General features: G+C 44.8%; 14 protein-coding genes and 1 riboswitch. Of the genes, 6 read left to right on the plus strand and 8 right to left on the minus strand.

The window, feature by feature from the left end; translation table 11 throughout:
- The first annotated feature begins 207 nt into the window (after positions 1-207).
- Positions 208-1,122: an NAD(P)/FAD-dependent oxidoreductase gene (locus tag PGH26_RS13075; protein ID WP_323691486.1), complete on the plus strand. Its 915-nt coding sequence runs from the start codon at positions 208-210 to the stop codon at positions 1,120-1,122.
- Positions 1,123-1,552: 430 nt separating this feature from the next.
- On the opposite strand, the gene PGH26_RS13080 is transcribed toward PGH26_RS13075, so the two are convergent.
- The 4 genes from PGH26_RS13080 to PGH26_RS13095 all read right to left on the minus strand — a co-directional run bounded on the left by PGH26_RS13080 (position 1,553) and on the right by PGH26_RS13095 (position 4,458).
- Complete coding sequence (locus PGH26_RS13080; RefSeq protein ID WP_323691487.1) at positions 1,553-2,098, minus strand: hypothetical protein; 546 nt, start codon at positions 2,096-2,098, stop codon at positions 1,553-1,555.
- A gap of 153 nt (positions 2,099-2,251) precedes the next feature.
- Positions 2,252-3,217: a S66 family peptidase gene (locus PGH26_RS13085; protein WP_323691488.1), complete on the minus strand. Its 966-nt coding sequence runs from the start codon at positions 3,215-3,217 to the stop codon at positions 2,252-2,254.
- A gap of 107 nt (positions 3,218-3,324) precedes the next feature.
- Positions 3,325-4,044 carry a MerR family transcriptional regulator gene (locus PGH26_RS13090; RefSeq protein ID WP_323691489.1) on the minus strand — a complete coding sequence of 240 codons (720 nt, stop codon included), beginning with the start codon at positions 4,042-4,044 and terminating at the stop codon, positions 3,325-3,327.
- 96 nt (positions 4,045-4,140) lie between these two features.
- Positions 4,141-4,458, minus strand: a complete 318-nt coding sequence (locus PGH26_RS13095) for a hypothetical protein (RefSeq protein ID WP_323691490.1) — start codon at positions 4,456-4,458, stop codon at positions 4,141-4,143.
- A 145-nt stretch (positions 4,459-4,603) separates the two neighbouring features.
- Between PGH26_RS13095 and PGH26_RS13100 the strand changes: the two genes are divergently transcribed.
- Positions 4,604-6,199 (plus strand): aspartate:alanine exchanger family transporter, encoded by a 1,596-nt coding sequence (locus tag PGH26_RS13100; protein WP_323691491.1) that lies wholly within the window; start codon positions 4,604-4,606, stop codon positions 6,197-6,199.
- Positions 6,200-6,223: 24 nt separating this feature from the next.
- Here the strand turns inward: PGH26_RS13100 and PGH26_RS13105 are convergent, their stop codons facing one another.
- From PGH26_RS13105 to PGH26_RS13120, 4 genes are all read right to left on the minus strand, one after another.
- Positions 6,224-7,405: an MFS transporter gene (locus PGH26_RS13105; protein WP_323691492.1), complete on the minus strand. Its 1,182-nt coding sequence runs from the start codon at positions 7,403-7,405 to the stop codon at positions 6,224-6,226.
- A 130-nt stretch (positions 7,406-7,535) separates the two neighbouring features.
- The gene (locus PGH26_RS13110; protein WP_323691493.1) at positions 7,536-9,227 is read right to left on the minus strand and encodes a DUF2207 domain-containing protein; all 1,692 of its coding nucleotides are present in this window, start codon (positions 9,225-9,227) and stop codon (positions 7,536-7,538) included.
- 162 nt (positions 9,228-9,389) lie between these two features.
- The gene (locus tag PGH26_RS13115) at positions 9,390-10,031 is read right to left on the minus strand and encodes an HAD family hydrolase (RefSeq protein WP_323691494.1); all 642 of its coding nucleotides are present in this window, start codon (positions 10,029-10,031) and stop codon (positions 9,390-9,392) included.
- Positions 10,032-10,141: 110 nt separating this feature from the next.
- The gene (locus PGH26_RS13120) at positions 10,142-11,275 is read right to left on the minus strand and encodes an alcohol dehydrogenase catalytic domain-containing protein (protein WP_323691495.1); all 1,134 of its coding nucleotides are present in this window, start codon (positions 11,273-11,275) and stop codon (positions 10,142-10,144) included.
- 151 nt (positions 11,276-11,426) lie between these two features.
- Here PGH26_RS13120 and PGH26_RS13125 point away from each other — a divergent pair, with 151 nt between their 5' ends.
- The 4 genes from PGH26_RS13125 (at position 11,427) to PGH26_RS13140 (ending at position 15,170) form a co-directional block, all read left to right on the plus strand.
- A complete protein-coding gene (locus tag PGH26_RS13125) occupies positions 11,427-12,086 on the plus strand; it encodes an MOSC domain-containing protein (protein WP_323691496.1) in 660 nt (219 codons plus the stop codon).
- A 71-nt stretch (positions 12,087-12,157) separates the two neighbouring features.
- Positions 12,158-12,267, plus strand: a riboswitch (TPP riboswitch).
- Between the two features lie 92 nt (positions 12,268-12,359).
- Positions 12,360-12,929 (plus strand): ECF transporter S component, encoded by a 570-nt coding sequence (locus PGH26_RS13130; protein ID WP_323691497.1) that lies wholly within the window; start codon positions 12,360-12,362, stop codon positions 12,927-12,929.
- An 86-nt stretch (positions 12,930-13,015) separates the two neighbouring features.
- On the plus strand, positions 13,016-14,428 hold the full coding sequence (locus PGH26_RS13135) for an ABC transporter ATP-binding protein (RefSeq protein WP_323691498.1): 1,413 nt from the start codon (positions 13,016-13,018) through the stop codon (positions 14,426-14,428).
- The gene (locus PGH26_RS13140; protein ID WP_323691499.1) at positions 14,406-15,170 is read left to right on the plus strand and encodes an energy-coupling factor transporter transmembrane component T family protein; all 765 of its coding nucleotides are present in this window, start codon (positions 14,406-14,408) and stop codon (positions 15,168-15,170) included. Before PGH26_RS13135 ends, PGH26_RS13140 begins: the two co-directional genes overlap by 23 nt.
- Positions 15,171-15,515 lie beyond the last annotated feature (345 nt).

Consider the following 15,515-nt stretch of genomic DNA (forward strand, 5'->3'; position numbering starts at 1 on the left):
TAAAACTATCCATCCCAAAAGACTGAATTCTCTTTTCAATTATAACATGTTACGAAGATTCATCCATCTCTTTCCAGAAAAAATAGGTTGTCCCATTAAAAAATCTTTATGTTTCTTTTGTGTTTATCTACCATGCATGCAGACCTCATGCTTATTTGCAGTGCGTACGGGTAAAGTGAATGTATGTAGAAAGGATGAGTATTTAAGATGGACTATGACTGCATTATCATAGGCGGGGGACCGGCAGGATTGAACGCCGCGCTCGTTTTAGGAAGAGCCCGTAGAAATGTCATTTTATTCGATAGTAACGAAGCCCGTAATCATGTCGTCCGGGAATCGCACGGATTTTTAACACGTGATGGAATCCAGCCAGCAAAATTACGGCAGCTTGCATTGCAAGAATTGGAAGCCTACCCTTCCATCCAAGTGAAACACGAAAAGGTGTATTCCATTGAAAGATGTTCAGAAACACATTACGAAGTCACTGCAGAATCCAACAATGTCTATTCATGCACTAAGATTCTGCTGGCGACAGGGTTAAAAGATGAGCAGCCGAATGTACCGGGCATTGAACGATTTTACGGGACGAGCTTGTTCAGCTGTCCCTACTGTGACGGCTGGGAAGTTCGGGATCAGCCGCTCGCTGTCATTGCGGACAAAAATGTCTACAAACTCGCGAAAGAGATTTTCACATGGAGCCGCGATCTGATTGTTTTCACTAATGGAGAAGGCCGGCTCGAATTGGGAGATAGGGAGCGTCTGGAATCACATGGCATCCAAGTTGTCGAAGATATTATTTCCGGCCTTGAAGGTTCAAACGGTCAGCTGGAACGCATTCGTCTTGAAGACGGCACGCTCATTGAGCGATCCTATGGTTTCGTTACTCCGTTGTGGTCGCATCCAAATCATTTTGCCGAATACCTGGGCTGCACGTTAAACAAATACGGCGGAATCCAAACGGATGAATATGGGCGTACGAATATATGGAATGTGTACGCTGCTGGAGATATGGCAAATATCGTCCCTGCCCAGCTTATTGTCGCAGCAGGCAGTGGCAGTGCTGCAGCAATCGGGATCAATGGAGATTTAACGAACGAACTTTTTGACAAGACAATTGAATAGTCGTGTTTCATAAAAATGATAAGATCGAGAAGATTTCCACGCGAAAAGGCACTGCATGAAGCAGTGCCCGTCTGAGAATTAGTAAGTTCGTTAAAATCAGTTCAGTTCGATTAAATACCCTATATTAGCAAGATCTGCTGTGAACCATTTTTTCTTAACGGACTTCCAGCCGCCGAAAAGTTCTGCATACTTTTTTCTGGATATCTTCCATATCCCCATGCCTAGCAAAAAAAGATTGAGAAATATTGTTATATTTGTTTGATTCGATACAAAAAATCTGTTCTCAGTTCCTTTGAATGCCAATTCCACAGATTGAAAAAAGTTTGTTTCTCGTGTACAGCAATGGAATCTATAATTCCGGCTGCCATTCTAACAAGTTCACTATTTAACTTTGTTTAGACATCTTTTTAGAGCCGGTTCAGCAAGTCAGTTATAATTCTTCCCACGACACTGTCAGCTCAATAACACCGCCTGAATCCGTCAATGCTCCGCCGATCATGGACCAATACTCTGAGTAGGTTGGGCTTTCACCTTGAATGATGATATTTCTTTGATCTATAGTCTGGGCTGCGTCTTCCAGTTTTCTTTTTTCAAAATAATTCGTATACATGGAAGTGACAGAATCCATGCTTTCTTTAGAACGAATTCTAAAATAGACGTATTTTTTACCATCAGTCTGTTCTGAATGTATATGTGAAATTTCAGCATCAGAAGGCAATGGGAAATCTTCCGGCAAGTACTTTGGCAAATTGGATGCGGCTTCCCCATTACCATCTGTTGAATTTGCATTTGAAGACGTGTTCTCTTTTTCTTTAGAAGCATCTGTTTCAGAAGCTTCTGCTAAGCCTTCTGCACTCTTTTCTTTTTGAAACGCTTCTGTTTCACTCAATTCATTTGAACTGCAGGCACTTAACATGAAAGCGGCACCCAGTGCAACTCCACCAATGATCAGCCTGAATGTACTAAAATATTTCATGCACTCTGCTCCTCTTTTCTATAATTTTTTTGAACTTACATCAGACATATGTTGACTCCCGGGAAACTTGCTCAGTTAAGTTCACTTAAGCCATATACTATTCGTAATCAGCTGAGCTGTGAGGCAGTACTGAAGAATTCTATTTTTGCTTTGTCAAAAAACCTTTAAGTAAATCGATTTATCGTTACCATTCAGTTCTGCTACTCCACCAATCGGAAATGTGAACATCGGCTGGGTATGGCCAAAGTCAACGTCATGCAATACAGGGATGTTTTGAAGAATTGGATGCTTATCGAGTATATAGTGAAGTTGCTCATCCGTAATTTTGGAGCCGCGCTGAAAACGGCCAATCACGAGTCCATGAATTTCACTTGACGCTTGCAGCAGTGATGCAAGATCACGTGCAAACGTCTCAGGGATTGTCATATCATCGTCTTCTACGAATAGAATCGAACCTTGCAAGTCAGGCATGTATTCTGTTCCTTGAAGCAAGTTCAATGTACACAAGTTCGCCCCGAAGACTTGCCCTTGAGAGGTTCCTTCGTTGTAGACTTTCCACTCCGTCCTTTCAAACGTTCTGTTTTCCTGATCCAAATACCAAGGATCATCACTCCATTCAGCAGAAGCCTTGAGTGTAAAACCTTCCTTCTGCATCAGACACTTTTGAAAATACTCTGTCTGCCACTCCCGCCCGATATCCATCGAAAAGCTGGAAAAGTGAGGTTCCGAATACGTGACCATTCCCGTTTTAAATGTAATTGCTGTCGCAATTGCGGTAATGTCACTATATCCGCAAAATACTTTTGGATTATTTCCGATTAATTCATAATCCAGATACGGCAGCAATTCATTGCTGTTGAAGCCGCCGATTACTGTCAGAATCCCTTTGACAGAAGGATCTCTGAACGCTTCGTGAATATCCTCGATTCGATGTTCGATTGACGCAGAGTGATGAAGGTCTGACTCAAACGCATGCGTACCGAATGTAACGTGGAATCCAAGTGCTTCAATTCGTTTTGTTGCATTCTTCACTCCATCTTCAGACAATATTGCACCACTTCGACTCGGCGCGATAATACGAATTTCATCGCCTGTCTCTAATTTTGCAGGAACGATCATAGACTACCAACCTTTCATATGTCGTCAAACTATTTTGATTTATCATAAGGCAACTAGTTTGTTTGGTCAAACTAAAACAGGCACCCTGCATCGGTGCCTGTTCATCGTTAGTTCGATATTCGCGCGTACACTTTCATGGCATCGCACATGAAAGTTGCAAGCCCTCTCCCAAACTGATCAATGTTTGTTGTGAAACGCTCATCTGCAACATACAATTCTCCAAGACCTTCAAATGCATTTAACGAGTACGTACCAATCGTATTTAAAAACATATACCACTCAGCGATTGCTTTCTGAGCTTCCTTAGAATCCGGCGCGAGATGACGCACTTTCGCAAGTCTCCGGTAGATTTCATTCATCTTTTCCTGGTGTTCTTCCACCTTTTTGTTCGTTTCATCTACTGCTTCGTCCCCCCATCGATCACGGGCCTCTTGCTCATAAGGATTTTCGCTGAAATCAAAGCCTTTGAACCTTTCTTCGTGTGTCATCGTCCCTTTCCCCTTTCCTTCTTTTATAGTTCGTTCAATGGTTTCAATCATATCATCGAGTTGCGCTCGCTTCTGATGAAGCATCTGCCGCTGGCTCTTCAATGCTTCCATACGATTGAATGATGGATTCGCCAGCACTTCCTTAATTTGTTTCAATGAAAAACCAAGAGCTCTATAAAACAGAATCTGCTGCAGTTCTGCGAGGTTTTCATCTGAATACATCCGATATCCCGCTTCCGATGTCTCTGCTGGTTTCAACAGTCCAAGTTCATCATAGTGATGCAATGTCCGTACACTTATACCCGATAACGCTGCTACTTCTTTCACTTTCATACACATCCCCCTCTTCTGCATTCAGTGTAAAGGCTCACGTAACGTCAGAGTCAACAAAAATAAGACTGCTCAATGAAATAAGCAGTCTGGCTCCTTTTAAATTCATACTCCTGCAAACAAAAAGCCAAGTCCTCCTAATACAGAAACCGTTAAGAGTAACTTTCCAGCCAGTGCGTCCCGTTTTACAAAACTCACCGCTAAACCCGCGACCGCACTCATTCCAAGTATAAGTGAAATCACTTTCCCCGCAGTTTCATTTTCTCCTAACGAGGTGAACGCTATGTACCCAATGACTAGTCCAAGCACAGTATTTGCCGTACGAAGACCTAAATTCCTTTTGAATTGTTTCGTGTACATGACGCCTTGCAGAAGCAGTCCCGCTGCTCCTAATGCGACAAAGATGATTAATAAAATACTCACGTGAACACTCCTATCTTTTACAGCTGTTTTACGTTCATCGCATACCTCAATTATTCCCTTTTTTGCAGATCGACTAACCTTGAGACTGCACTCCGCCGATTGATTGCAGTATACTTGGGGTAGATTGTTTCTTAGAGGTGATTGGATGGAAGTACTGCGCTCGCTGCTCGACGAACCGCTGATTTTATTATTCGTTATCTTATTTCTGGGCTCTTGGTTTGGCTCTTTATCCATTAAAGGACTGAACTTAGGGGCGGCAGGAGTTTTGCTCGTTGCGATGGTATTTGGACATTTCGGCTATGCGATTTCGCCAGTGATCCAAAACTTCGGATTAAGTCTTTTCATTGTCGGGATCGGATTGCAGGCGGGTCCGAAGTTCTTCCGCATGCTGCGTTCCAGCGGCCTGATTTTCGGGATTTTGTCGCTGCTCATTATCATTTTTGCGGTCGCAACGACGATTCTAGTTGCGAAAGGGCTGGACCTCGACCCAGCACTCAGTGTCGGTCTCATGACAGGAGCCTTAACAAGTACGCCAGGTTTAGCCGCTGCCTTGCAAGCAACGCATGACCCGCTCGCATCAGTCGGTTATGGAATTGCCTATCCATTCGGTGTGCTGGCCGTTGTGCTGTTCGTCCAATTGCTGCCGCGTATCGGGAAAATCGACTTGCAAAAGGACTTGGAAGAAACCGCGAATCCAATCCGTACAGCAGGTTCACCTGTTCTAACGACACTTGAAGTGACGAATCCGATGCTTCATAAGAGCAGTTTAAGCGAGTTGAATTTTGCTCCTTATGACGCTGTTGTCAGCCGGGTTATCCGAGATGGACATACAATGATTGCACTTGGTGATACGGTTTTGCTGCATGGCGACAATTTGGTAGTTGTCGGCAATGAAACGAAGCTTGAAGGTTTGACCGCATACGTCGGTAAGCCTGTTGACACGGACTTAGAGAACCCGGACAATGTCCACCTTCGCAAAGTGACGGTCGATTCTGATGAAGTGATTGGGAAAACACTGAAGGAACTTCGATTACGCAAAGATCACGGAACCACTGTCACCCGTATTACACGCGAAGGGATTGAACTGACACAAAATCCGAACCTGCCGTTAATCCGAGGGGACGTCTTAACGATTGTCAGTACCGAACAACGGCTTGACGAAGTGGAAGAACTTTTTTCCCGCAAGAAACTCACCATCACAAATTTGGACATTTTCTCCATCAGTGTGACACTGTTGCTTGGAGTTTTGCTGGGGTTGCTTCCTATTCCGATACCAGGGCTTGGCACTATCAAGCTCGGAACTGCGGGCGGACCGCTTTTCGTGGCATTGATCATCGGACATTTTGGAAAGCTCGGTCCAATCCACGTCCGCTATTATGGTCCTTCCAATCACGTCATCCGCGAGCTTGGACTCGTCCTGTTCCTAGCAGGTGCCGGGACGACTGCAGGTGCCGGTATTGTCGAAGTGATTCAGACGGAAGGCGTGAAACTCATATTTGGCGGAGTGCTGATTACGTTAATCCCTATTTTCGCCGGCTATTTCGCTGCGCGTAAACTGTTGAAACTCAGTGTCGTTCACTCACTCGGAGGGCTTTCAGGAGGCATGACCAGTACTCCTGCACTCGGAGCGTTGAATCAGCTAATCGACTCAGAAGATCCCGCGATTGCCTATGCAGCTGCGTATCCATTTGCGCTAATACTAGTTGCCATCGCTTCCCAATTGATTGTGTTCTTCTTATAGAAAAAGACCCTGTACATCAGCCAATTACAACGGCTGGTGTATAGGGTCTTTTGTTACGTCAGGTCTGCGCATCCAGACGAATGCCAGTATAGCTCCTCCGATAAGTACAATCGTTGCGAAGTAAAACGGGTAGTCGAGGTCAATATCAAACAACATGCCGCCCACGATTGGGCCAATCATATTCCCAATGCTCGTAAACATGGAGTTCATCCCTCCGACAAAACCTTGCTCGTTCCCTGCAATTTTAGATAAGTAAGAAGTCGCCGCTGGACGGATCAAGTCAAATCCGACAAACACGACTATGGTAACTGCTAAAACCGCAAAGTAAGAATTTACTGCTGTCATCATTGCAACTAAAATTGCGGATAACACCAAACACAGGTAAATCAGCTTCTTTTCTCCCATCCGTTTTGCAAGCCGGTCGAATAGGACAACTTGTGCGACCGCTCCGACAATCCCGCTACCTGTAATAACGATAGCAATATCTGCAGGCGTGAATCCAAATTTGTGATCGACGAACAAACTGAAAATGGATTCGAACGATGCCAGTCCGAATGACAAGACAAAAATCAGAAGGAAAACGATGAAGTAGATGGGTGCAAAAATCCTTTTGAATCCAGGCTTTTTCGTACTCATCGTTTCTTCATAATTCCGCTCAGGTTCGCGTAACATGATCAGCGAGAAGATGGCTGCAAATAGCGCCAGGCCTGCTGCGAAGAAAAACGGAACACGAGTACCAAGAGTCGCGAGAAATCCGCCAACTCCCGGCCCCAGGATAAAACCGGTGGAAATTGCTGCGGACATATAGCCAAGTGCCTTCGCCCGAGTTTCATTGGTGGTGATATCCGCGATGAATGCTGTCACTGCCGGCATGATGAAAGCCGCACTGACCCCGCCGACAATACGGGATGCAAACAGGACTGATAGCGTTTGACCGACAGCAAATAGCAGTTCTGAGGCACTGAACATAAGCAGTCCAATGACAATCATTTTTTTACGGCCAATGGAATCGACCCATTTCCCTGATAATGGAGAGGCCAAAAGCTGGGCAACCGCAAAGAAAGCGACTAAGTAGCCAACTACTTTCCCCGATAGATGCAATTCGTTCATTAACGTTGGCATGACGGGAATTACAAGACCTATGCCTAAAAAGGCAATGAGCAAATTGGTTAGCAGCAACCATAAAGTTAGTGACGGTTTTTTCATTAAAATACGCTCCTACAGCCAGTATCGAACTAAAATAATATATTTCCTCATCTTATCACGGTTCCGGCAGGTTACCTAGCTAATTGTATTAAGGCAAGCATTGGTTGTGACCAACTTTTGTCATCGCATTTTAAAAGGCTCCGGCACCGCCGCCCCCGCCTCCGACTCCTCCTCCGCCGCCAGAAACGGATGACGAAGCTGTGCTGGAAGCGGCAACTGCACTATCCGCTCGATTCAATTGCGTATAGGCAAGCGTACCGATTGGGAAGTAGTACATAACCGGCGGAACGTATCCGCGTTCGTAAACGGACGGATCTGATGAAACCATCTTCTTTTCATCTAACGTCTTAGTACCAATTCCATAAATTACTGCACGCTTCTGCTCATCATCGAGCTGATCATTCAAATCTGATTCAGTCACGTCAGGCAATCGTTTTCTAAAAACATCCCACTGATTCTGGATTCCTAGCCCCTTGACTGTTTTCGGAGCGTACAAGAATCCAAATAGCACTAAAATCAAACTTGGGAAGATTAAAAACACTAACCACATCGGCTGATTATAAATTCCGAATACAATCATTGGGGCAATCAGTAAAAATCCTGCGATTATAGCTAGGATACGAACCCCCTTCGCTCCGCCTTTCAAATCATTCTGTCCTAATTCTTCTCTAATAGACTTCTCCCATGCACTTTGCAACGTATTGTATTTAGTGACTTCCTGCTGAACTGATAATTTGTCTCCTTCTAATACGTCTAAATCATTGTAAGAAAACGTTTCACCGTCGCCAAAACCGTCGAAGAGCCATTCAATGAGCAATCGTTCGTGCTCGTACTCCGTATCACGGCTGACTACGCGAAATGCATCTTCACCTTCTCTTTCAATGTATCCTTTTCGCAGTAAGTCCAATAATGCTGTTGTTTGAATTTGTGTGCTTTCTACATGAGGTACAGTGTATCTAAGTGTTGCAGGCAAACTCATACTTGCCTCTGGAACAAAATAGGCTTCTGGATAATCCATCGCTGCTTTCTCTCGGCGCTTGTTTTCTGTTCGCATGACATAAACACCTATTAGAAGCAACAGCAGTACAGCCCCGCCAACTATGAACGGCGCCGCCTTTCCAGACAACTTATGCATGTTGTCATAACGAGCTTGAGCAGCGGCAAGGGATGCTTGCTCTTTTTCCAATTCGGGCCGTATTTGCTGGTCATTTGTTTGTACGGCACCTGGAAACAGTGCTTCATCCACACCTATACGAACATCAGCATTCGTCCCGGCTGATACCTCCCCCAGCTTGTAGACTACAGTTCCTGCATCATCAGTCATTTCAGACCCTCGTGCTGCATCATACCCCATTGCAATTACATCGTTTGTTGCTTCAGGGGGGCGAATGGTAATGACCGTATTTCCAAAGTCTGTTTCGTTGCGATCGTCAAAAAATGGCCAGTAAAATTGCGCCATGTCAGCGTATTTTTCTACACCTCCAACAATCGTGTAGGATAATTCAATAGCGACAGTCTCATCTTTCGCTTTCCTATGAATTTTGTAACTCCCATTCTCCCCCTCGATTTTCAGTGACTTCCCATTCTCTTCTGCATGAAGGTCACTTATTTTACTGCCTTCTTTCGGAAAAATATCTCGGGTAATTCCATTAAATGAGCCATCAAATTCGTACGTTAACAGTTCCTTCACTTGTACATTCCCATCTGTTTCAAGTTGTGCATCAATCTTAAAATCCTTGATTGTAAAGTCATCTGCAAATGCTGGAATCGGAAAAACCATCAACAATACCAACATCACAGTACCTATCAATGTTTTTTTCACGTCAATCACTCCCTTCTTTCTAATACGAATGTTCCGTCATATAGTTTCAAAGTTCGAAAGACTTTTCTGTTTACAAGTCTCTTTCCCTAAATTCAAAAATCTAAAAGCGTTCCATCCATTTCGGACAGAACGCTTACTTATTTTGTATGGATTTGTGTTAAATCACTTCAGCAGCTCGTAGTCAAAATCAGCAAACGACTCAATGAGCTGCCCTTTTTCATGGAACGACAACGAACGTGTGACATCGTTCGGGATAATTAAGCAATGCACACCTGCGCTAATTGCCGCAATTGATCCGTTATAGGAGTCTTCCACTGCAATTGCTTCATCTGCCGTCACACCTAATCGTTTCAATGCTACGTTGTAAATGGCTGGATTCGGTTTTACTTCTTCAACATCTTCAGCAGACACAATAATGGGGAAGTACTCTATCAAGCCGTATTGCTTAAGAAACCCTTCAATCCAATTACGATTCGAACTGCTCGCAACTGCCAGGAGCATACCGCGTTCTTTCAACTCCTTCGCTGTTTCCAAAAACCCTTCACGCAACGCTAATTGTTCCCGAATGGTTTCAAATCTCGCATTGACTTGGTCATGAAAAGCAGTTCGATCCATTGGCACATCCAGCGATTGATCGATGAAGTCGAATAGGTCCCCATCTGTTGACCCTACAACTTTCACGAACTCCCCCAATGTTAAATTGAATCCATGCTGCTCTTTCAAAATTTCCTGATATATATCAAACCATGCTGACTCTGTATCGATGATCGTCCCATCAAAATCGAATATAACTGCCTTCTTCACAACTGATCCCCATTTCCTATACGTACTCTATCTTCTGTCTCATTATAGGGGGTGCGGCTCATTTGGTCGAACAAAAAAAGTGCGATGAGCAAACATCGCACTTTTCTAAATTATGGTTGGAATAAAACTTTGATACAGCCGTCTTCTTTTTTATCGAAAATGGAATACGCATCAGCGGCATCTTCAAGCTTCACTTTGTGTGTAATAATATCGGTTGGATCGAATTCGTTCTCTTCGATTTTTTTATAAAGCTCAGGCATCAAATGGATAACAGGAGCTTGCCCCATTTTAAGAGAAACGTTTCTAGTGAAGAAATCACCTAGCGGGAAATTGTTGGCGTCTGTTGCATAGACACCTGTAAGTTGGACTGTGCCGAACTTACGAACAACTTCTGAAGCCGTTACTATCGGGCTGATGGTTCCAAATTGGTTATCACCATTCGAACCGAATGTTTCACCCGGCTGAACAGTTCCATCCATTCCTACACAATCAATGACAACGTCTGCGCCGCCCTTCGTTTCTTCATGCAGCAGCTTACCGATTTCATCATGTTCTTTAAAGTTATAGGTTTCTACCTTGTTTGTCTTTTTGGCATGCTGCAAACGGTAATTCACATGATCTACTGCAATCACTCGTTTTGCACCTTTCATCCATGCAAATTTTTGAGCCATCAATCCAATTGGACCTGAGCCCATAATAATTGCCGTATCTCCCTTTTTCAATCCACTGTGGATGACACTCCAGTACGCTGTAGGGATGACATCTGAAAGCAGTGCGATCTGTTCGTCTTTCAGTTCGCTATTCTCCGGAACCTTAAAAGACGTAAAGTCTGCATATGGGACACGCAAGTACTCCGCCTGACCTCCCGGATAATTTCCATTCGGCTCCGCAAAACCGAAAAGACCGCCAACTTCTCCGTGAGGATTCGAGTTGTCACATTGACTCTCCATCTGGTGCTGGCAGAAAAAACATTCTCCACATCCGATATTAAACGGAATTACGACACGGTCGCCTTTCTTTAATGTTTTCACGTCCGAACCGACCTCTTCGACAATCCCCATAGGTTCGTGACCAACAACATAATCTTGTTCCGGTACAATTCCACCATGGTAAAGATGTAAGTCTGATCCGCATATTCCACTCGTCGTGATTCTGATAATCACATCGCTATTTTCTTGAATACTCGGTGCTTTCACTTCTTTTGTCACCATCGACTTTTTTCCTTGAAACGTCACTGCTTTCATATTTTCACATCCCTTTACTAAGTTGTTAAGTTTCTACCCTGCCGTTATGTGCATAAAACATAATGAAGAGAAAAAACTTTCATTCCAATGCTCAAACTATTCCTATTGTTTGCTATACTTAAAGGAAACTTTTGTGAAAGTAGGAATTCGGATGACGGCAGCTATACAGATGAGAACTCTCGCAACAGGTATCCCTCAAAAGATTGATACTGCTAAAGGAAGAGAATTGATTACGGGTATTTGTAAGGAAACAATCGAAGAAGTGTTATTGTCTGTTGATGGTTTCAGCGGGGATGATGTAGCGGATAAAAAACACCATGGCGGTCCGGATCGTGCAGTTTGTATTTATCCGCATGAACACTATGCTCTATGGAATAACGAATTTGAATGTGTGCTTCCGTCTGCTGCATTCGGTGAAAATATTACAGTTTCCGGAATGACAGAATCTGAAGTATGTATTGGTGATGTCTTCACACTAGGAGATGCTGTCATTCAAGTGACACAAGGAAGAATCCCTTGCAGCACTATTGATCAGCGGCTTGGTTTACCAGTTATGAAACATATGATTCAGACCGGATTTACCGGCTACTTATGCCGCGTTCTAAAGGAAGGGTTAGTTCGGTCAGATGACAGAATCGCTTTACACACAAGAGATCCCCTTGGAGTCACAGTACTTGAAGCCAATACAACGTATTTCCACAATCCTAAAGATGTGGAAGGGATACAGCGTGTGTTAGCGATTGAGGCTCTTGCTGACGATTGGCGCGACAAGTTCGGTAAACGGTTAGAAACAGCTGTGGCGACCAATTAATCTCTGAAACTAAAAGGTGTTAGAGAGGTTGCCAGAAAATTTCTACTGGTGTATACTCGAGTCACTTACATAACTGACCGTACGGGTGCTTGAGTGAATCAGGCTGAGATAGCAGACGAATCCGCTGCTGACCGCATCTGATCTGGATAATGCCAGCGTAGAGAGCCGTGATCTGAGGATCATTTGGGTACCCGGGAACCCACTCCTCGACCGTCTGCGCTTTCAGACGGTCTTTTTTTGTGAGAACAGAAGCAAAAAAGGAGTTGGAGTTCATTGAAAAAGTTAACATTCACCGATTTACTCATTACGATAATGGTAGGGGTCGTATTCGGGATTCTCATGAAGTTCTGGGATGATCTTTATACCGTCGTCAAACCGATGATTCCGGTTGCGAGACAGTTGCTTTATGGAATGTGGTTCATGAATGGTGTATTTGCATTCTTGCTTATCCGTAAGCCGGGTGTCGCATTGATTGCCAGTATTGCAGGTGCAGGTCTTTCTGCATTTATCGGACATGGCTTGGAAGTTCTGATTTATGGGTTTGCTCAAGGCCTTGCCGCAGAATTGCTGTTTGCCGCATTCCGTTATAGAAAGTTTTCGATGGTAATTGCGGGGGTTGCGGGAGTATTCTCATGTGCTGCAAGTTTCGGATTGGACATGTTTTACGGATATGCGGACTTGGAAACTTGGGCGCTCGTTGTAAAGTATGGGTTGCGTGTAATCAGTGCGTTCATCTTTACAGGGGTATTCGCAGTTCTGATCGTTCGTGCACTCGAAGCAACAGGTGTGACGCAATCCATACGACCCGTGGCGAAAGAAGAATATTCGCTGCTGGACAGGTGATTTGAATGGAAACTTTCATCACCCCACAACGAGAGGCTGCGTTCACTATAAGGAAGTTGCGATTGAAGTTTCCTGGAGAGGAATCCTTGTTATTCAAGGACCTCTCTTTCTCAGTCCGTAAAGGTGAAAAAGTGCTGCTGCTCGGTCCTAGCGGTTGCGGCAAGTCAACGCTGCTGCAAGTTGCCAGCGGCATCGTCCCGAATTCCTTTGAGCTGCCAATGAAAGCAGAAAAACTTGAACTTCCGGATTCATGGGGATTTGTCTTCCAAGATCCAGATACACAATTCTGCATGCCTTATGTAGATGAGGAACTTGCGTTTGTACTCGAAAACTTGAACGTCCCTCGCGAAAATATGCCAGAGTTGATTATTGACGTGTTGCAGCGGGTAGGGCTTCATCTGACAGACATTCACACGCCCATTCTCGAACTTTCGCAAGGCATGAAACAACGGTTAGCCTTAGCATCCGTATTGCTGATGGACCCTGAAGTACTATTTCTGGATGAACCATCTGCCCTTCTCGATCCTGAAGGAACAGAACAAATTTGGACCTCCATTCAAGCGGCAACAGCTGAGCAGACTGTTGTCATTGTGGAACACAAAATTGAACAGATTGCTGAGTGGATTGACCGTGTCGTTCTGTTTACGGATGATGGAATGATTTTGGCAGATGGTCCACCCGATTCGATTTTCAAAGTTTATAAGGAAGAACTCATTCAATATGGGATTTGGTATCCGGGAGTATGGGAAGACTATTTGGAGTCAAAAGCGTATAAGAAGTTGAATGAAAATCGTTCATCTACACGTACGTTTGAAGTTCTTCATGCCGAAGAATTTAACGGGTATCGCGGGCAGAAATCCGTTATTCACGTGCCAAGTGCATCGATCAGCCAAGGTGCTTGGGTGGCGATTCTAGGAGAGAACGGTTCCGGGAAGAGCTCGCTGCTGTTATCGCTTATGCAGTTATTAAAAACGTCAGGCGCGCTGCGTGTGAATGGCGAGCCCATTGTACAAAAGAAGCGCAGGAAAACCCTTCCTGCAGGGCTATCGCTCGTCTTTCAAAACCCTGAGCTTCAATTTGTCACGAATTCGATTATGGATGAGTTAACGATTTCGTTGCAAAAATCATCTTCGGCGGAAGCGAATCGCCATGCAGAGGAAATGATTGAGCTGTTCAACCTGCCCGTCTCAGGTGACCGCCATCCGTATCAGTTATCCGTCGGGCAAAAGAGACGATTGAGCGTTGCAACTGCGCTAACTTCTTCAACCGGCATATTGTTGTTGGATGAACCGACATTCGGGCAAGATGCACGTAATACGTTCGGGATGCTGGAAAAGTTGGAGTCGTTACGAAGGAATGGGATGACGATTGTGATGGTGACGCATGATTTAGAAATTGCATCGCATTTCGCGACAGATCATTGGACAGTTTCAGATGGCGAGCTCGTGTCATGCACGCGTCAAGGAGGTGTTGCGAATGCCCGCTTGGTTTACGCCTGATCGGGAAACATGGTTGTTTCGAGTGAATCCTGCGTTAAAATTCGCGCTATTCGTTTTGCTGCTGTTCATTACGCTATTTACTAGAAACTTGGCGTTTGTCACTTGGCTAGCTGTTCTATTCGGAATTCTGCTCTACGGATTCAGCGGATACCCGTTCCGAAAGTTAGCGTTGCTGTCGATTCCACTGGTTATCTCTTTTGCCTCTTCCGCATTCACCATGATGCTGTTCGGTAAAGGGGATACCGTAATCTGGCAATGGGGGCTTTTCAAGATTTCTGAAGAAAGCATCCAGCACGGATTGCTGCTCGGTACAAAGTCGTTAACATTCGGGTTTGTCGGGTTCACATTTCTACTCACAGTGCAGCCCGTACTGTTCTTTTATGCGATGATGCAGCAATTCCGGCTGCCGTCAAAGTATGCGTACAGTTTCATTGCATCGATTCGTTTGCTTCCTGTTGTAGTAGAGGAGATTCAAGTGCGGAGCAATGCACTGAAAGTCCGCGGCATTACGTTCTCCCGAGGGATAAAAGGGTGGGGCGAACGGATTCAAGCATACGCAGTCCCTCTGTTTGCCCAAAGTATTCGCCGTGCGCAAAGGATCGCCATTGCGATGGAGGCCAAACAATACCAGATGGGCGCCGCGCGAACGTACTTCTACCCGACTTCCTACAGTCGAATGGATGGGGTGTTTGTGGCTGTCCTTGCAGTGTGTATCGCAAGTATCGTCTTTCTTGCGGGTTGAATGAAATGCAAACAGGAGCCCCCGGCGCGGAGGCTCCAATTTTTGTGGTGGTGTTAAATCGAGTGCTTCGCGTCTGCGAAGCATTCCTTCTTATGACCTTAAGGGCTTGATTGGTCGCGAGATTGGGTGATGTGCGCGTTTTTTTCAGCTCCGCGGCAGGTGGAATGGGATCGCCGCACGCGTTTATGAGCGGATTTCCGCGGTTTATGATCACTATTTTTGGGTTATGAGCGCATTCGTGAGGTTATGATCACTTCTCGCGGGTTATGATCACTTTTCATGAGTTATGAGCGTATCCCCGATTTTATGATCATTCTTCCCGATTTATGAGCGCGGAGGCTCCTG

Source organism: Sporosarcina jeotgali (assembly GCF_033304595.1).
Taxonomy (GTDB): Bacteria; Bacillota; Bacilli; order Bacillales_A; family Planococcaceae; genus Sporosarcina; species Sporosarcina jeotgali.